The sequence below is a fragment of the Bacillus aerius genome, from assembly GCF_029894105.1.
GTDB classification, from domain to species: Bacteria; Bacillota; Bacilli; order Bacillales; family Bacillaceae; genus Bacillus; species Bacillus altitudinis.
The window spans coordinates 3739901-3756846 of record NZ_JARYHO010000001.1 but is presented as its reverse complement, the minus strand read 5'-3'; the positions used below and the strand labels follow the sequence as shown (position 1 = coordinate 3756846).

The window sequence follows — 16946 nt, the reverse complement described above, 5'->3', positions numbered from 1 at the left end:
AAAAAAGACTGCTGAAGATGTCAGCAGTCTTTTTATGTTTATGAAGAAAGTGCGTCTGTTAGTGCAGGCACGACTTGTTTCTTTCTTGATACAACACCTTTTAGTAAAGCAGTGTTGTTTTCAAGTGTGACATTGAATGCTTTTTCTACTTTTGCTGCTTCAGCACCAAGTGCAAGCGCAAGAGAGTCATTTTCTAGAATGTCTGTGATCACTAAAACAAATAGATCAAGACCTTTCGCTGCGATGACTTCATTGATTTTTGCTTCGATGTCAGCTTGTCTTGCTGTTACTTCAGCGATATCAACTGTATTAACTTGTGCAATTTCGACTTTGCTGTTACCTAGTGCAAATTCTTTTGCATCCAGTGTGATTAATTCTTGAACTGTTTTTTGGCTTAGGTCAGCTCCTGCTTTCAGCATATCTAAACCATATACTTCAGGATCTACTCCTGCGATTTTTGCCAGCTCATGCGCAGCATCAACATCCTGCTGTGTGCATGTTGGGGATTTGAATAGCAAGGAATCAGAAATGATCGCAGACAAAAGCAAACCAGCGATTTCTTTTTCAATTGTGACTTGGTGCTCTTTGTACATTTTGTTTAAGATCGTTGCTGTGCAGCCAACTGGCTCAGCACGATAGTAAAGAGGTTCACTTGTTTCAAAGTTGGCAATACGGTGATGGTCAATGACCTCTGTCACTTGTACTTGATCAATATCGCTTACACTTTGTTGGAATTCGTTATGATCGACAAGAATGACTTGTTTTGTTTCGTTTGCAGCCGTTTCAATGAAACGAGGTGCTTCTTGTTTAAAGAAATCTAATGCGTATTGTGTTTCTCCATTGATTTCTCCAAGTCTGACAGCTTCTGCTTGAACGCCAATTTTGTTTTTCAGATCAGCGTAAGCGATAGCAGAGCAAATCGTGTCTGTGTCAGGGTTTTTGTGTCCGAATACGAGTGTTTTTCCCATGTGAATTCTCCTTCTTACTTTTATTGATGATGTTTCTATTCTAACAGCTTTTGACCTTGAATTCAGGGTTTATAGCTAAGAATAATCTAAAAAATTGTAACATGCTGTCTGAAAAGTTGCATGTACAAGACGATCTAAGTTGTTCCACGTGAAACGTTCTTGGAATAGCCTGCATTTTACTTGCGATTTACGGCTATGGTAAAATAAAGGTTGGGTCAAGATATGACGGAGCGTACATCGTACGTATACATAGAAGTACACATTGAGCAAGATATAGAAAAATGATTGGATTGAGGTGAAGGTGTGAAACAAACAAAAGCGTTAGTAGAAGGCGCTATCATGATCAGTATTTTTGCGGTCATGACGCTGTTTTATTTGTATGTGCCACTTTTAGCCATTATTTTCTTCATGGCTGCTCCGATTCCGATCATTCTCTATACAATCAGGCATGGCTTGAAAAAAGGAATTGCGGCTGGCGCTATTGGCATAGTGATCAGCTTTTTAATTGGGTCTATTAATGGGCTGTTAAGTGCGCCAATGCTGATTGCTGTTGGAGTAGGTATGGGTGTTTTCTACAGCAGGAGGCAGCCAGGTCAGGCTATTATTACGGGTGCGCTGATCTACTTATTCAGTTTTCTTATTTACTTTGTTGTCAGTGTCCAGCTGTTTCAAGTAGATATACTGGGTGTCGCAAAGGAATCAATTGACCAAATCATGCCGATGGTAGAGAGTACCTTAAAACAATCTGGCACTTCTGACCAGGACATAGCAAAACAACTCAAGCAGTTTAGAGAGATGAAGGATACGGCATTAAATTCTTTACCTGTAACGCTTTTGATTTTTGTCACGCTGATGTCTTTCGTCAATCATTGGTTTGTGCGGCCGTTGATCAAACGGTTTGTTCCAGACATGCCAGCTCTTAAGAAATTTAAGGATATGCGGCTGCCAAAAAGCATGGTATGGTATTATTTACTCACACTGCTTTTGATGCTGATTCAGCCGGAGAAAGGCAGCTTTTTATCGCTCGTGCAAACGAGTGCTTTTCAAATTTTATTTATACTGGTGCTTATTCAGGGCTTTTCTTTTATCTTCTATTATTGCCACGAAAAAAACATCTCAAAAGTGGTACCCATTTTTGCCGTCGTATTGACGATTCTCTTTCCGCCAATCGGTGTGATTGTGCGTATTATAGGGATTGCTGACATAGGCTTTGATTTAAGAGAAAAAGTAAAAACAAATAATTCACTCTGAATGTTGAGGAGTTGATATCAGTGCCAAGCTTCTATCGAAAACCTGTCATCAAGTATCCGATCTTCGCGTTAATTGTCCTTGCGGTGATCACAGTCCTCCTCAACCTTTATTTTAATTGGATCATAGGAGCGGTTGGTCTTTTAGTTCTTGCGGGTGTGCTCTACTTTTTAAAGTGGGCAGATACGCAGGTGCAAAAAGAGATTGATTCATATATTTCAACATTATCCTATCGAGTCAAAAAGGTTGGAGAAGAAGCATTAATGGAGATGCCAATTGGTATTATGCTGTTTAATGACCAGTATTATATCGAATGGACCAATCCATTTCTCGCTTCGTGCTTCCATGAAAGCACACTTGTCGGCAGATCCTTGTATGATACATTTGAATCCATTGTGCCTCTTATTAAACAAGAGGTTGAGACAGAAAATGTGACGCTGAATGACCGGAAATTCAAAGTCATTATTAAACGGTCAGAGCGCCTTTTATATTTCTTTGATGTCACGGAACAAGTGCAGATTGAAAGACAGTATGAAAATGAACGAACGGTGTTATCTTATATCTTTTTAGACAATTATGATGATGTCACGCAGGGTCTTGATGATCAGGTGCGCAGCGCGATTAATAGTGAAGTCACATCGCTGTTAAACAATTGGGCACAAGAATACGGCATTTTCCTAAAAAGAATTTCATCTGAACGATTTATGGCGGTATTAAACGAGAGCATCTTAGCAGAGCTTGAAGCATCGAAGTTTTCCATTTTAGACGAGGTTCGTGAGAAAACAGGGGCACATAGCGCCACACTTACCCTTAGTATTGGAATCGGTGCGTCTGTTCCTTCTTTAAAAGAACTTGGCGCACTTGCGCAGTCGAGTCTTGACCTTGCCCTCGGACGAGGCGGGGATCAGGTAGCGATTAAACAGCCGAATGGGAAAGTGAAATTCTACGGTGGAAAAACCAATCCAATGGAAAAACGGACACGAGTACGCGCACGGGTCATTTCACATGCTTTAAAAGAAATTGTATCTGAAAGCGGTAATGTCATGATCATGGGGCATAAGTTCCCCGACATGGACTCTATCGGTGCCTCGATCGGGATTTTAAAGGTTGCTCAAGCGAATGGAAAAGAAGGTTACATCGTCATTGATGCCAACCAGATTGGGGATAGCGTTCAACGCTTAATTAGTGAAATTAAGAATTATGAAGAACTTTGGTCCCGTTTTATCACGCCTGAGGAAGCGATGGAGCTTGCAAAGGATGACACATTGCTTGTGGTCGTAGATACACATAAACCGTCCCTTGTGATGGAAGAACGACTGCTAAATAAGATCGAAAACGTCGTTGTCATTGACCACCATAGACGTGGTGAGGAATTTATCCGAGATCCTTTACTTGTCTATATGGAGCCGTATGCTTCATCTACAGCAGAACTTGTGACAGAGCTGTTAGAGTATCAGCCGAAGAAATTGCGGATTAACATGATTGAGGCCACAGCACTTCTTGCTGGGATTATCGTGGATACGAAGAGTTTCTCCCTCAGAACGGGGTCAAGAACGTTCGATGCAGCATCCTACCTTCGTGCAAAAGGGGCAGATCCTGTCCTTGTGCAAAAGTTTTTGAAAGAGACAGTCGATCATTACATTAAACGGGCAAAGCTCATTCAGCATACAGAGCTGTATCAAAATCAGGTAGCGATTGCTTCCTTGCCGTCTGACAGATCTGAGTATTATGATCAAATTACGATCGCACAGACGGCTGATTCTCTCTTGTCGATGAGTGAGGTTGAAGCATCATTTGCTGTCGCAAGGCGAGATGACGATACGGTCTGTATTAGTGCAAGATCGTTAGGGGATATCAACGTTCAAATTATTATGGAAGCATTAGATGGCGGCGGTCATTTGACTAACGCTGCGACCCAGATTTATGGTATAACCATTGAAGAAGCGGTAGAGAAGTTAAAAGCTGCCATAGACGAATATTTCGAAGGAGGGGTTCAAAGATGAAAGTCATCTTTCTAAAAGACGTAAAAGGCAAAGGGAAAAAAGGCGAAGTCAAAAATGTAGCTGACGGATATGCTCACAACTTTCTCATCAAACAAGGGTTAGCTGTTGAAGCAACTCCAACGAACCTAAGTGCATTGGAAGGACAGAAAAACAAAGAGAAAAAGAATGCCATCCAAGAGCTTGAGCAAGCGAAACAATTAAAAGAAACACTTGAGGCGCTGACAGTGGAACTCACTGCTAAATCAGGTGAAGGCGGTCGTCTATTTGGTTCGATTACAAGCAAACAGATCGCTGATAAATTGCAAAAAGAACATCAAATCAAACTCGATAAGCGTAAAATCGAGTTGAATGATGCCATCCGTGCGTTAGGATACACAAATGTACCGGTGAAGCTTCACCCAGAAGTACAAGCAACATTAAAAGTGCACGTCACAGAACAAGCATAAAATAGAAAAGAACCCGTCTCCTCGTGAGGCGGGTTCTTTTTTTATGATGGATCTGAAATATAGATGCTTCGTCCAGCACGCATACCGGATAAAAACATGAAAAATAGAACGATGATAAAGATGATAATAGATGGCGTCCATGTATGTGTCACATCAAAAAGGATACCGATCATGAATGGACCAACAGCGGCTAATAAATAACCGAGTGACTGCGCCATTCCAGAAAGGGCAGCTGCTTGTTCCATATTGGTTGTTCTTAATCCGATAAATGTGAGGGCAAGACTGATACTGGCCCCTTGTCCGACGCCGATGAATAGCACAGAGATGACAAGAATAGGCGTCGACCCTCCAAGAAGGAGACCAATCATGCCGAGTAAATACACAAGGACAAGGCCAACGACAAGCGGTCTTTGTGTTTTTAATTTTTCTGCAAAAACGGGCGTTAAGAAGGTGGATGGCAGACCAGTGAACTGCATAATAGAGAGCATCCATCCCGCTGTCGCTAGGTTCATTCCATGTGATGTCAAAATATCAGGAAACCATGCGATGCTGCTGTAGAAAAGGAATGATTGCAAGCCCATAAAAAAGGTCACCTGCCATGCGACACGTGAACGCCATATTGGCTGTTCTTTGAGTGAAATGCTTTTGACAGCCGCTGTGTTCTGATGAAGAAGCTGCGGCGCCCACACCATCATCGCAAGAAGGGCAAGTCCGGCCCAGACAAGGAATGATGTATTCCAGCCGCCAGGCATTGCATGACTGAGCGGAACGCTGACACCAGATGCAAGTGCAGCAAAAACGGACATCGATGTCGTATACACGCTTGTCATTAATCCAGCATGTGCAGGGAATTTATGTTTCACAAGTCCAGGTAAAAGCACATTACAAATCGCAATCCCGACGCCGACTAGCGCTGTTCCCATCATTAAAAAGGTGATGCTGCCCAATGAACGAATGACAATCCCAAAGAGCAGGACAGCAAGCCCAAGCCAAAGTGTTCGTTCATTCCCAAGACGTTTTCCGATTTTAGGTGCAATGGGAGATAGCAATGCGAATGAGAGCAGTGGTAATGTCGTGAGGAAACCAGCCAGTCCATTTGAAAGCTGTAAATCAGAACGAATGGCACCGATCACAGGACCAACAGACGTAATGGCTGGCCTCAGATTAAAGGCAATGAGTAAAATCCCAGCAATCAGCAAAATGGTTTGCCCTGTACTGCGAGGATGAAATGTTGATTTTTCTAGTTGTTGTTCCATGAATGTAAACTCCTTTATTTCTTTAAGAACGATCTTTCTTCTGTTCAAGCTCCGCTAATTTAGCTAATAAGATGTGCTGCGGCATATGCATGATTTGCTCTAACGGTACATAGAGTGATGCAGCAAGCTTTTGTGCGGTATCGGCTGAGATTTGTAAAGGTCTCATGCGCAAATCCCTCCTCTTTCAATCTATACGTTCCAATATACCATATCGACTTTGTGACTTGCTGATAAAAAATTAAGGTTTTCTTTTATAAAACCACTTGATGGCCGATAAGAAATTTTTTTGAAATTGTTTCAGATGGTGGCCCTCTCCTTGTTCAATGTGAAAGTGAAGCTTTCGTTCCTGCATCCCTTTCTGTAATAAAAGATCATGGAGTTGTTTGTTGAATAAAGGCATGTGCTGTTGGGCAGATGTTTTGCCTTTCCCTTCTTCACTGCCTACAGACAAATAGACAAGGTGGTCCACAGACTGAATGCTTTGTTGTTTAGCAAACGGCAGAAAATCTTGATACCAAAATGATCCAGAGATAGATGCGATGTTTTTAAAAAGAGCAGGGTACATCAATAAAGTATAAATTGCAAATAGCCCACCTAATGAAGCACCTATGTGACTATGTTCATGACCGGTCTGTTTGACTGGGTATTCTCTTTTGATATATGGAAGCAAGTCATTTGCTAAAAATGACACATATGTCTGTGCCTCACCTTTAAAGTCAGGGAATCCAGAACGCAGTGATGATGCTTTCCATGGTGTATATTCGTCAAGTCGATTGAAGGGGTGTATACCGACGATGATGATTGGAGAGATGGTTTTGGCTTCAATCATGCTTTCGATCTCTAGCAGGTGGGTTCTAAACAAAGAAGAGCCATCTTGTACAAAGACAGCTGGAACATCAATAGAGGTGTCCGGTGGAAGGTAAATATCAAGCTGCCGCCCGTTCAATTCGTCATATAGAAACGTTCCGTTCATGTGTATTCTCTCCTTCAAGTTTTCAAGCTCTGCTGAAAAGAAGAACAAAGGGCTAAAATGTTTAGCCCTTTGTCAAGATGCGCATCTTTTTAGTTGGTTTGATCTAGCCATTTGACAGCCTGATCAAGGAAGGTGGTTTTGCTTAGTGCTGTTCCTCCCTGAAGCATAGGATCAACGACATTTTCATTGATGTGACCATTTTTCACAGCTTTTAGGCTGTTCCAAATTTTATTTCCCTCTAAGTCCTTCAATGCATTTGGATTCGATGAGTTTTCCTCTTGGGAGAACTGAACAAAGATATAGTCAGGATTGAGTTCGCCTAGGCGTTCCAATGAAATCATTGCTTGTGCTTTGGCTTTTTTGATATCACTTGGTGCTGTAAACCCTAAGTCCCCATATAAAGTAGAGTTGAAGTATACGTCTTCAGGGTACACGTACAGGTCGCCCTGTCTAATGCGTAAAATGACAGCTGTTTTGTTGTTGCTTTTGTCTTTCAGGGTTTCTTTCGCTTGTTTGAGATCTTTCTGATAATCAGAAATGATGCTTTTCGCTTCTTCACTTTTGCCAGTCAGTTCACCTAGTAATAAAAGGTTGCTTTCCCAGTCGGAAGAGACATGTGATACTGGGATCGTCGTTTGGACTTTATCTAGTTTTTTAATTGTTGCAGGAGGGAACTTGGTTGATCCGAGTATCACGTCTGGTTTTAGTTTTAAAATTTTTTCTAGGTTTGGTTCAGTTTTTTCCCCAATGCCTTCTGTTTTTGCTGTAATGTCTTTAAATAATTCAGGGAAAGTGCCGCCGACAGTAGAAGCACCAATAGGGTCGATACCAAGTAGTTTTGCATCTTCCATCGATTCTAGGCTTCCAGCAATGACGATTCGTTTCACTGGTGTTTTCAGTTTGTACGTTTGATCTAAGTATTTGATATTTGTTTCTGCTGCTTCAGCTGACTTGCTTTTGGTTGTGTTTGAAGCCGGTTTATTTTCTGCAGCACCACAGGCTGCTGCGATGATCGTCATGATACAAAGGATAAGCAATGCGAACCATTTTTTCATTTGTTTTCTCCTTTAACTGATAATTGTTCTCAATTAAAGATTGTAGTAGTCATTCGTCCTTTTATCCATAGACAATGATCTGTCTAGTGATGGACTTTTTACGGAAAAAAAGATAAAAGGTCCTGAATGACTCGTTGATGACTGGCTGCTGTGTATTCACGCCAAGGGTCAGAAGCGAGTGGATAGACGGCTTGTTGCGTCACAGCCTTGAGATTTTGCCAAGCCTCCTGTTGCTTTAACTTTTGATAAAAAGCAAGGGTTTTTGGTTCTTTATGCAACAAAAGGAAGATGGCATCTGGGTCTAACTGCTGTATAGAGTGAATGCTGATTTTTTTTTCGATGAGCTGGCCATCATTCTGAAAAGCCGGCAGAAGGCCAATGTCATGAAAAATTACTTCTGACAAGGTGCGATTGACAGATAAGTAGAGCTGATCTTGAAAGATACGAAGAGGCAGGACGGTTCTTGGTGGATGATCAATAACGCATTCCTTTTTCGCTTGATTAACGAGTTCTTCGTAATGAAGCAGCCATTCTTCTGCTTCCCTCGTTTCGTTTAAGAACAGAGCTGTTTGTCTGAATTGAGTGCGCCAATCCAATTGTGTGAATGGAACAAAGTGCACAGGACAGATGGTTTTCAACGCTTGTTTTTCTGCCTCTGTCACATGATCATTGGCAATGATCAGCTCAGGTTGTGCTTCCATCAATTGCTGTATATTGGCTTCAGCGTGCTCGTTGATACGATGTGCACTCAGATGGATCGGAATTTCTTCTGCATAATGCTCAAAATCATGTGCTGTCCATTTAGGGTGAAGAGGGGCAGCATATGGGATGATATGAATAGGTGTGAGCTGCCCGAGTATGGAATGGCCATAGGCAGCCATTTTCCGTTGACGGCTTTTCATATAAGCAGAAGGAGTGATACCCGTTTTTTTCTTAAAGATGCGGCTAAAGTAATAGGGGTCTTGATAGCCGATGTCCTGTGCAATGTCTTTGAGCTTTGCATGACCTTTCGCCATTAACTGTTTGGCTCTAGCCAGTCTTTTCTTGGTGATATAATCAGTGACACTCACATCAAAATGCTTTTTAAATAGCTCGCTGTAATGATTGGCGCTGATACCAGCCATATGAGATAGACTTGTAAGGCTGAGAGGTTCTTCGGAATGTTGATCGATATATTGTTTTGTTTTGAAAAGGGCGTGTGTTGTGTCACAAATGTCTTCTTTATGCAGTGTGAAAAGCTGCAGGATGAGCTGTTGAAAAAGGGTTTGGCTTCTAAAAAAGCTAATGGATTCAGGTTTTTGCCATTCTGTTGTCATGTCGGACAGTAAAGAATGAATTTGTTCAATCGAGCTAATATCGATAAATTGCCATACATTCAGTAAAGAACGGGCATGTTCAGTTGATACTTCTTCTATGCTTTGACCTTGTAGCGTGTACATCTGAAATCGAAACAGATAGAGCTCGTGTTTTTGATAAGGCTCTGTTTTCAACATAAATGTTTCCCCAGGCATCATCGTATAGAGTGTCAGATTTTTCAATCGCCATCTTTGATCATTCAATGTAAGTAAACCACTGCCGCTTATGCTAAAGAGGAGGCAGAATGTATCTGACAACTGCTGCTCCGTATGTGGAAGATCTGCATTATTTATTTTTTCAGTATATGTTAATCGATAAATGTATTGTTCAGCATTTACCTTTGTACATAATTGATGATTGTTTCCCATAAAACCACCTGATCTCTTATTAATTGATAAACATTCTCAATTGAATTGTATCAGAAAGAGCTGGAAAATGGTGTGTTTATTCTGTCAAAAAAGCACCCTGATGGAGATCAGGGTGCGTAGGGTGTAGAGAAACACTTGTATTCGTTGTCCGTCCTGCGCCTGTGTTAAGGGCAATCTTTTGAGATAGATCACTATGTTTCGTGTGTTCACTAGCTTTTTTTCATGTCTGTGGTTGTTAAAGGATCATCATGATAGAGTGCAAAACGAAAAGCATAATTCATCAGCACTGGCAAAACGGACGTATGTCCTTCTTCAGGGAACTCGTGATAGGCCGTATGCAAGCCGTATGGCGATAAAGGCAACATACGATTTGCTAGTGAATTGGCATGATCATTCATTTGACATGGATGATGTTTTTCTAACTCACCTACACCTACAAGCAGCCTGACATCCATAGGCACCTGACGTATATAGTTGGTGAATTGGTGTTCTTTTTCTAGAAATAATTTTTTGTTCCAGTGGATAGAAGGGCTCCCTGCAATATATGTCTGATAAGCATCAGGGTGCTCAAATAGTGTGTGTAATACAAAAAGACCGCCAAGAGAATGCCCAAACAGTGTTTGACGACTTTGGTTGATCGGAAAGCGTTGTTCGATATAGGGCTTTACCGTCTTTTCTAAAAAAGAAAAGAAAGTAGAAGCGCCGCCATATGTATGGTTGGAAAAGTCCTTTCTTTTCCTCCCAATGGAAGCATCAGGGGCGGTAAGAGTGAGATCATAATGCCTAAGCGGATGATAGGGTTCTTCTGTTTGATAGCCAATTCCAACAATGATGGCAGGTATGATTCCTGTTTTTTCAGGTCTTCTTGACTGTAAACGAATGGCTTCGACCATTGTACCAAAAAGCGAATTTCCATCAAGTACGTACATGACTGGAAAACCAGCCGCTGGAGGAGTAGCATTCGGTTTAAATATAAAAAGTCTGTATGGGTGTGCTGTGATATCCAGTTGCTCCGTCCCAGGTATAAAAAAGGGACGGCTTTCTCCGAAAAGTGAATTCTCAGTACCCATTCCTTCAGGGCGTTTCAACATATATAAAAATTCCCTTCCTCAAAATGATCCTCATATGGTGATAAAAGCAGACTTGTGAATATTGGTTGGATGAGAGTATTACTTGAAAACTTCAAATGAAAATGATTCTCAATTATCATGTGAGCAAACCAAATAATAATAGTTATTAATTATAAAGTCAAATGTTCATAAAGTTGTATAAATGTTAATTTTGCCCAATTGATTGATACGGCCTGCTCGGCTTCTATATTTTGCGGCGGCAGCCGGTCATCGAGAAGTTCCGTCATACCAAGCACCGTCCTTTCATACAAAAATACACTACTCTTCTTTTTAACATTTTCATTCATAACAAAATGAAATGGTCAGTCGGGGTCCTGCTGGAGAGCGTGTTGAAAGAGGAGGGGCTGTTTTAAAAGTGGCAAAATATCATATAACATCAAAAATGAGGCAATAAAAAAAGTAAGGGATGTGCCCTTACTTTTTGATCAATTGGTGTACATATCTGTTAACATCATTCACTTAAAATCCATCTGTGACATCATATTCGTAACGGATATCGGCTTTGACATTGCTCATAGTAGATCTCGCTGTAGCTTTTGCGTTGTACTTAAAGCTCCATTTTTGAGCGACTCTTAATTGATCATCCAGAGATATACGATAAGAACCACTTGTTGCAGAGGAGAAAAGTGATTGATACCAAATGTTACTATCACTAGCCATCAGTTTGTGTGTGACATTCCCTTGGTTGGGCGTTTGAGTGCTAGTTGTCGTAATTGATTTAACGATTGCATTTTTAGGAATTGAAGAATTGTTCGTTAAATCCATTGTAATGATAGAAGAATCAACCCCTAAAAAATTTAAAGATGAATTCCCCAAGTTGGTAGCCGTCCCCGAAAAATTGAATGTCCCATTTCCAGTTTTAATACGATCTTCAATGGAAACAGTAAAATACATATTCCCTGTATATGTACCACGGGTCACTTTCACAAAATAAGTTTCTGAAGTTGAAGTCACGTCACCAGTATTTGCAAAAATAAAGGGTGTGACTGAATTAGGATTAATCACCCTGGAACCTGGCTTAGAACCCTTCGAATTATACACCTCGATTTTCATACCCGTATATTGCTTATTATAAGAACTTCGTACATAAACCCTTTCACCTTTATTAATCGTGAACTGATAATACGCTTCATTTTCACCTTCAGGTAAGATTGTCGTGTCTGAACGATTATTTTTCCAATATCCCATTGAACTTGCAGTGTTAGGACTGTTATTCCCTGTAATAGCTGCTTCCGCTGACGTAGGTACAAAAAAACTAGTAACAAGCGCCAATAATAATGCTGGTAATAATAAATGTTTAAAGATAGTATTTGTCATATATTAACCTCCCTTGTAATAATTACTATATCGACATTAAACTAACAAATTTTAACTGAAATGCCGATATATTTAATAATCACTATTTTCTTAAAAAAGGAGAATCAAAATGAATATTAATACGTCATACACAGCCCGTGCTTCGAACACTTTGAACCAAATAGACTCTAAAGGTCAATCAGCTATTAAAAGTACAAACGAAGTGATGACCGAATCTGATAGACGAATGAAAATATTAGATGAAAAATACGAAAAAATAAATGAACAAAATAAACGATTCAAAGATCCTCATGGTCACATATTTGATAAGTATCGAAATCAACACTCTCCTTATTTCAGAAGTGATCTAACTAAAGTGGAGAGAGAAGCTGCTTATACGATGGAAATTGGATGGGCTAATTCTGGAACAGGTGGACAATATGACTTCAATGATGCTATTTTCCGTAATGAAAAACGGTACGACCCTACCCAAGAAAGTGTAGAAAAGAAACTATTAAATCGTCAAAAGGTGAACGAACAACTGCAAGCCTTGTTTTCTACCAATGGTTTGAACATTCCTAAAAATGCTAATTTAACTTTTACCATTGACCCCAATCATTTTAAATTAGTGGTGAGTGGATCAACAGACGAAACCCTAGTCAAACAAATAGAAGACATATTGAATACAAGCAACAATACAAGAGAACTATTTTTTCATATTATGAAAAGTAGAAATGATGATTCGACTCAATTCACGCCGGATTCACTTGCAAAGTTCCACCTTGTCAATCAAATCAAAACGGTGACAGGCTACGATTTAAAAGATTTAAGCATTGTAAACGGTCAATTTATAACGGATACCGGAGCGAATATTTTTGATATCTACAAAGAAGAACTTCTGAAAAACCCATACACAGCAGAAAATGCCCGTATTGCTGCATCACATTATGGTGCACAACTCTTTGATCTAGCGAAGAACGGGTATGATTCTATTCCTGATTTGGTGCTATCTATTGGATATGAAAACGGGTCTTTATATGACATTGGACAAAAGGTGAATTACGGAGTTAAGAAAACGATAGATTAAAAAACGCACCTGATATTTTCAATATTTGATCATGTGCGTGTTCATGCCATGTTGGAGTATCGATCATATGTGTGAACAACAGCTACAAATTCCATTAGCGATACAAAGGACTCTATAACAATTTATGTTACAGAGTCTTTTCTATTTGAAGGGTGTTGTTTCACTATTCAACAAAACATCGACATGGTAATTTTGACTATAGTTGATGTTTTTCACTTTTTTATTGATGAAAATGTTAAAATGATGAGTAGCGTATTTTTTTATGAAAGGACGGTGCTTGGCATGACGGAACTTCTCGATGACCGGCTGCCGCCGCAAAATATAGAAGCCGAGCAGGCCGTATTAGGTGCTGTTTTTTTAGAACCATCTGCGCTAACGCTCGCTTCTGAAGTATTAATTCCAGAGGATTTCTATAGAATGTCGCATCAAAAGATTTACAATGCGATGCTTGTACTTGGTGATAGAGGGGAACCGGTTGACCTTGTCACGGTGACATCAGAACTTGCCAATACAGACTTATTAGAAGAGGTAGGCGGGATTTCGTATTTAACAGATATTGCGAACTCTGTCCCAACTGCCGCAAACATTGAATATTATGCAAAAATTGTGGAAGAAAAATCTATTTTAAGACGTCTGATCCGTACAGCGACAACCATTGCACAGGATGGATATACGCGTGAGGATGAAGTAGAAGATCTATTGAGTGATGCTGAAAAAACCATTATGGAAGTGGCTCAGCGTAAAAACTCAGGAGCTTTCCAAAACATTAAAGACGTTCTTGTTCAGACATATGATAATATTGAACAGCTTCATAATCGAAAAGGTGATATCACTGGGATTCCAACGGGTTTCTCAGAGCTTGACCGGATGACAGCTGGCTTCCAGCGAAATGACCTGATTATTGTAGCGGCTCGTCCGTCCGTAGGGAAAACAGCCTTCGCGTTAAATATTGCACAAAACGTTGCGACCAAGACAGATGAAAGTGTCGCCATCTTTAGTTTAGAGATGGGCGCTGAGCAGCTGGTCATGCGTATGCTTTGTGCCGAGGGAAATATCAATGCACAAAACCTAAGAACCGGTAACCTCACAGAAGAGGACTGGGGTAAGCTGACAATGGCGATGGGTTCGCTATCAAACAGTGGGATTTTCATTGATGATACACCTGGCATTAGAGTCAGTGAAATTCGCTCGAAATGCCGCCGTTTGAAGCAAGAAAACGGGCTTGGCATGATCCTGATTGACTACTTACAGCTCATCCAAGGGAGTGGACGATCAAGCGATAACCGTCAGCAAGAGGTATCTGAAATTTCTAGGGCTTTAAAGTCACTAGCAAGAGAACTTGAAGTGCCGGTCATTGCCTTATCACAGCTTTCTCGTGGGGTAGAGCAGCGTCAGGACAAACGTCCGATGATGTCTGATATTCGTGAATCAGGAAGTATTGAGCAGGATGCCGATATTGTGGCGTTCCTTTATCGTGATGATTACTATGACAAAGAATCAGAGAATAAGAACATTATTGAAATTATTATTGCGAAACAGCGTAACGGTCCAGTTGGAACGGTATCACTGGCGTTCGTAAAAGAATATAACAAATTCGTCAACTTAGAAAGAAGATTTGACGATGCGGGTGTTCCGCCCGGTGCTTAAAGCCCAGCTCAAGAAGCTGGGCTTTTTTTGATCCATCTACATCGAAAGAATGACTGAAAAACAGTCGAAATGAGGAGGAGTGGGAGAAAAAGAGAGCGTATACTAAAGGGAGAGAAAAGGAGTGATGACTGATGAAGTTTCAACAATTCGAAGCCGCTCAATTACGCATCGCACGTCCGACCGTCAACATGAAAGAGGTTGTTTCTTTTTATGAAGAAGGTTTAGGGCTGAAACGAATAGGCTCATTTGATCAGCATGAAGGGTATGATGGGGTCATGCTTGGGCTTCCTCACCAGCATGTTCATCTGGAAATCACCAAACATGAAGAAGACGAAAGCTTGCCTGTTCCCCACCCAGAGCAACTGCTTGTATTCTATATTCCGGATGAAGAAGAATTTCAGCAGATGAAAAAGAGACTGATCGCATCTGGCGGACGGCATGTCACCTCTACAAACCCGTACTGGGATCGAGGAGGCGTGACGATTGAAGATCCAGATGGATATCGAGTGGTGCTCATGAATACAGAAGGAATTACACCTGATTAAGAAAGACTCCCATCTCGTGGGAGTCCCAGCGTGTAGACAAACCCTCGCATTCGGTGTCAGTCCTGCGTGCTGGTGCTCACGAATGATAAATTTGCTCCGCGCCAGTACTCGTCCTTCCTAGGGCTGCAAAGGTTTTCTATCACGCTGAAAAAGAAGACAAAGGGCTAAAATCAAGTTCATTTTAGCCCTTTGTCAACAATCTGAGACTCCCATCTTGTGAGAGTCTCAGATTGTCAGCAACGAGGCGTGACACGGAGCTTCAGTGATTTTAGTCCATACATACCGCTGCTTGTCATTGGGACGTAAGAGAGAAGCTCTAGTGATTCATATTGTGACTGTATGGCTTTGATGGCAGTGCAAGCTTCCAGGCGAGCAAGTGGTGCGCCTAGGCAGAAATGAATGCCGTGGCCGAAGCCAATATGAGGGTTAGGGTGCCGATGTATATCGTACTCATGTGCGTTTGGAAATTGACGCTCATCCCGGTTCGCAGAAGCAAGAAAGACAATCACACTGTCTCCCTTTTTCAAGACTTTCCCTCCAAGTTCGGTGTCTTCTGTGACATACCGGACGATGGTAGGCGCAGGGGCACGAAAACGGACAGCCTCCTCCACAGCACGAGGAATGAGGTCAGGTGATTGAGCGAGCGCTTCATACGACCCCGGATTTTCTAACAAACTAAAGATCATATTGGAGATCAGGTTGGTGGTCGTTTCGTTGCCTGCTAACAGGAGAAGATTGCAGAAAGGAATTAATTCGTCTGCGGACAGCTTGTCTCCATCTTCCTCCGCTTGAATTAAAAGCGAAATCAAATCATCACTAAGGTTCTGCCGCTTCTCTTCAATGATGTCAGCAAAAAACGCCATCATGTCCGCTTCGCCTTGATCCCGTGTTTTTTGCCATTCAACGACATCTCTTTCTTCTTCACTTTTAGGCATGCTGACGAGAATATCGGACCATTCTTTAAAGGATTGTTTATGTTCTGTTGGCACACCTAAAAGCTCTGCAATGACAATCACAGGAAGCGGATAGGAGATGTCTTGAACAAGATCAATCTCTTCCTTACCTTCTATTTGTGCAATGAGATCATCCATTAACTCTTGAATGCGTGGTTCCCACAATTTCATCACCCGGGGTGTAAAGGCTTTGCTCACAATGGAGCGGATTCGTGTATGTTTTGGCGGGTCCATCATGACCATTGTTTTCATCAGTGAATGTTTCCGGTGGTCTTGAGGAGGTTGACTAGAAAAGGTATCTTTATCGATGGTGACGCGCTTTGCTTCTTCATAGGTGAAGACACTCCATGTTTGGCTGTGTTCATCAAAATGAACAGGGGATTCTTGACGCATTTTGGCGTACCAATCAAATGGGTGATACGGGTCCTGCTTGTTTTTCCCTCTTAATAACGCTTTTTGAACGGCACTAGGTGTTGTTGTTTCCATGATCATCACTCCTTATGGGTTGTCAGATGATTCCTTTTTTTCACTGTGTTAGATTTAAAGGTAATTCATCAGGAGAAAGGATTCAACCAACAGAAAAGCGAAATCTGTTGAAGAAAATGGGAAGGGGAG

15 protein-coding genes are annotated in these 16946 nt (G+C 41.2%); 6 read left to right on the top strand and 9 right to left on the bottom strand.

The genetic code is table 11. The features are described from left to right. Positions 1-38 precede the first annotated feature (38 nt). A complete protein-coding gene (locus tag M2353_RS19440) occupies positions 39-968 on the bottom strand; it encodes a manganese-dependent inorganic pyrophosphatase (RefSeq protein ID WP_008347534.1) in 930 nt (309 codons plus the stop codon). Between the two features lie 303 nt (positions 969-1271). Here M2353_RS19440 and M2353_RS19435 point away from each other — a divergent pair, with 303 nt between their 5' ends. From M2353_RS19435 to rplI, 3 genes are read left to right on the top strand one after another with little or no spacing between them, the layout of a single operon-like run. Further along, positions 1272-2219, top strand: coding sequence for a YybS family protein (locus tag M2353_RS19435; RefSeq protein ID WP_284725946.1), 948 nt, complete (start codon positions 1272-1274; stop codon positions 2217-2219). A gap of 20 nt (positions 2220-2239) precedes the next feature. Then, positions 2240-4219: a DHH family phosphoesterase gene (locus M2353_RS19430; RefSeq protein ID WP_017359884.1), complete on the top strand. Its 1980-nt coding sequence runs from the start codon at positions 2240-2242 to the stop codon at positions 4217-4219. Beyond that, a complete protein-coding gene (gene rplI, locus M2353_RS19425) occupies positions 4216-4665 on the top strand; it encodes a 50S ribosomal protein L9 (RefSeq protein WP_007497423.1) in 450 nt (149 codons plus the stop codon). The genes M2353_RS19430 and rplI overlap by 4 nt, the downstream gene beginning before the upstream one ends. A gap of 41 nt (positions 4666-4706) precedes the next feature. Here the strand turns inward: rplI and M2353_RS19420 are convergent, their stop codons facing one another. From M2353_RS19420 to M2353_RS19390, 7 genes are all read right to left on the bottom strand, one after another. Continuing rightward, positions 4707-5921, bottom strand: a complete 1215-nt coding sequence (locus M2353_RS19420; protein WP_163116139.1) for a CynX/NimT family MFS transporter — start codon at positions 5919-5921, stop codon at positions 4707-4709. 22 nt (positions 5922-5943) lie between these two features. Further along, positions 5944-6087: a YycC family protein gene (locus M2353_RS19415; protein WP_284725945.1), complete on the bottom strand. Its 144-nt coding sequence runs from the start codon at positions 6085-6087 to the stop codon at positions 5944-5946. A gap of 72 nt (positions 6088-6159) precedes the next feature. Then, the gene (locus M2353_RS19410) at positions 6160-6894 is read right to left on the bottom strand and encodes an alpha/beta hydrolase (protein WP_284725944.1); all 735 of its coding nucleotides are present in this window, start codon (positions 6892-6894) and stop codon (positions 6160-6162) included. A gap of 89 nt (positions 6895-6983) precedes the next feature. Then, complete coding sequence (locus M2353_RS19405) at positions 6984-7949, bottom strand: iron-hydroxamate ABC transporter substrate-binding protein (protein WP_035704087.1); 966 nt, start codon at positions 7947-7949, stop codon at positions 6984-6986. A 98-nt stretch (positions 7950-8047) separates the two neighbouring features. Then, on the bottom strand, positions 8048-9673 hold the full coding sequence (locus M2353_RS19400) for an ABC transporter substrate-binding protein (protein ID WP_284725943.1): 1626 nt from the start codon (positions 9671-9673) through the stop codon (positions 8048-8050). Positions 9674-9882: 209 nt separating this feature from the next. After that, positions 9883-10764: an alpha/beta hydrolase gene (locus tag M2353_RS19395; RefSeq protein ID WP_284725942.1), complete on the bottom strand. Its 882-nt coding sequence runs from the start codon at positions 10762-10764 to the stop codon at positions 9883-9885. 498 nt (positions 10765-11262) lie between these two features. Beyond that, the gene (locus M2353_RS19390; RefSeq protein WP_284725941.1) at positions 11263-12120 is read right to left on the bottom strand and encodes a hypothetical protein; all 858 of its coding nucleotides are present in this window, start codon (positions 12118-12120) and stop codon (positions 11263-11265) included. Between the two features lie 109 nt (positions 12121-12229). On the opposite strand from M2353_RS19390, the gene M2353_RS19385 reads away from it, so the two are divergent. The 3 genes from M2353_RS19385 (at position 12230) to M2353_RS19375 (ending at position 15378) form a co-directional block, all read left to right on the top strand. Continuing rightward, positions 12230-13186: a DUF4885 family protein gene (locus M2353_RS19385; RefSeq protein WP_284725940.1), complete on the top strand. Its 957-nt coding sequence runs from the start codon at positions 12230-12232 to the stop codon at positions 13184-13186. Between the two features lie 282 nt (positions 13187-13468). Further along, complete coding sequence (gene dnaB, locus M2353_RS19380; protein WP_003214779.1) at positions 13469-14833, top strand: replicative DNA helicase; 1365 nt, start codon at positions 13469-13471, stop codon at positions 14831-14833. Between the two features lie 131 nt (positions 14834-14964). Continuing rightward, positions 14965-15378, top strand: coding sequence for a VOC family protein (locus M2353_RS19375; RefSeq protein ID WP_024718459.1), 414 nt, complete (start codon positions 14965-14967; stop codon positions 15376-15378). Between the two features lie 233 nt (positions 15379-15611). Here the strand turns inward: M2353_RS19375 and M2353_RS19370 are convergent, their stop codons facing one another. Then, positions 15612-16817 (bottom strand): cytochrome P450, encoded by a 1206-nt coding sequence (locus M2353_RS19370; RefSeq protein ID WP_284725939.1) that lies wholly within the window; start codon positions 16815-16817, stop codon positions 15612-15614. Between the last annotated feature and the right edge of the window lie 129 nt (positions 16818-16946).

Excerpts from the sequence above, each read along its gene's own strand:
- M2353_RS19375 (WP_024718459.1), top strand. The coding sequence starts at position 14,965 with ATGAAGTTTCAACAATTCGAAGCCGCTCAATTACGCATCGCACGTCCG.
- M2353_RS19385 (WP_284725940.1), top strand. The coding sequence starts at position 12,230 with ATGAATATTAATACGTCATACACAGCCCGTGCTTCGAACACTTTGAAC.
- M2353_RS19395 (WP_284725942.1), bottom strand. The coding sequence starts at position 10,764 with ATGTTGAAACGCCCTGAAGGAATGGGTACTGAGAATTCACTTTTCGGA.
- M2353_RS19415 (WP_284725945.1), bottom strand. The coding sequence starts at position 6,087 with ATGAGACCTTTACAAATCTCAGCCGATACCGCACAAAAGCTTGCTGCA.
- M2353_RS19405 (WP_035704087.1), bottom strand. The coding sequence starts at position 7,949 with ATGAAAAAATGGTTCGCATTGCTTATCCTTTGTATCATGACGATCATC.
- M2353_RS19370 (WP_284725939.1), bottom strand. The coding sequence starts at position 16,817 with ATGGAAACAACAACACCTAGTGCCGTTCAAAAAGCGTTATTAAGAGGG.
- M2353_RS19440 (WP_008347534.1), bottom strand. The coding sequence starts at position 968 with ATGGGAAAAACACTCGTATTCGGACACAAAAACCCTGACACAGACACG.
- M2353_RS19400 (WP_284725943.1), bottom strand. The coding sequence starts at position 9,673 with ATGGGAAACAATCATCAATTATGTACAAAGGTAAATGCTGAACAATAC.
- dnaB (WP_003214779.1), top strand. The coding sequence starts at position 13,469 with ATGACGGAACTTCTCGATGACCGGCTGCCGCCGCAAAATATAGAAGCC.
- M2353_RS19410 (WP_284725944.1), bottom strand. The coding sequence starts at position 6,894 with ATGAACGGAACGTTTCTATATGACGAATTGAACGGGCGGCAGCTTGAT.
- rplI (WP_007497423.1), top strand. The coding sequence starts at position 4,216 with ATGAAAGTCATCTTTCTAAAAGACGTAAAAGGCAAAGGGAAAAAAGGC.
- M2353_RS19390 (WP_284725941.1), bottom strand. The coding sequence starts at position 12,120 with ATGACAAATACTATCTTTAAACATTTATTATTACCAGCATTATTATTG.
- M2353_RS19420 (WP_163116139.1), bottom strand. The coding sequence starts at position 5,921 with ATGGAACAACAACTAGAAAAATCAACATTTCATCCTCGCAGTACAGGG.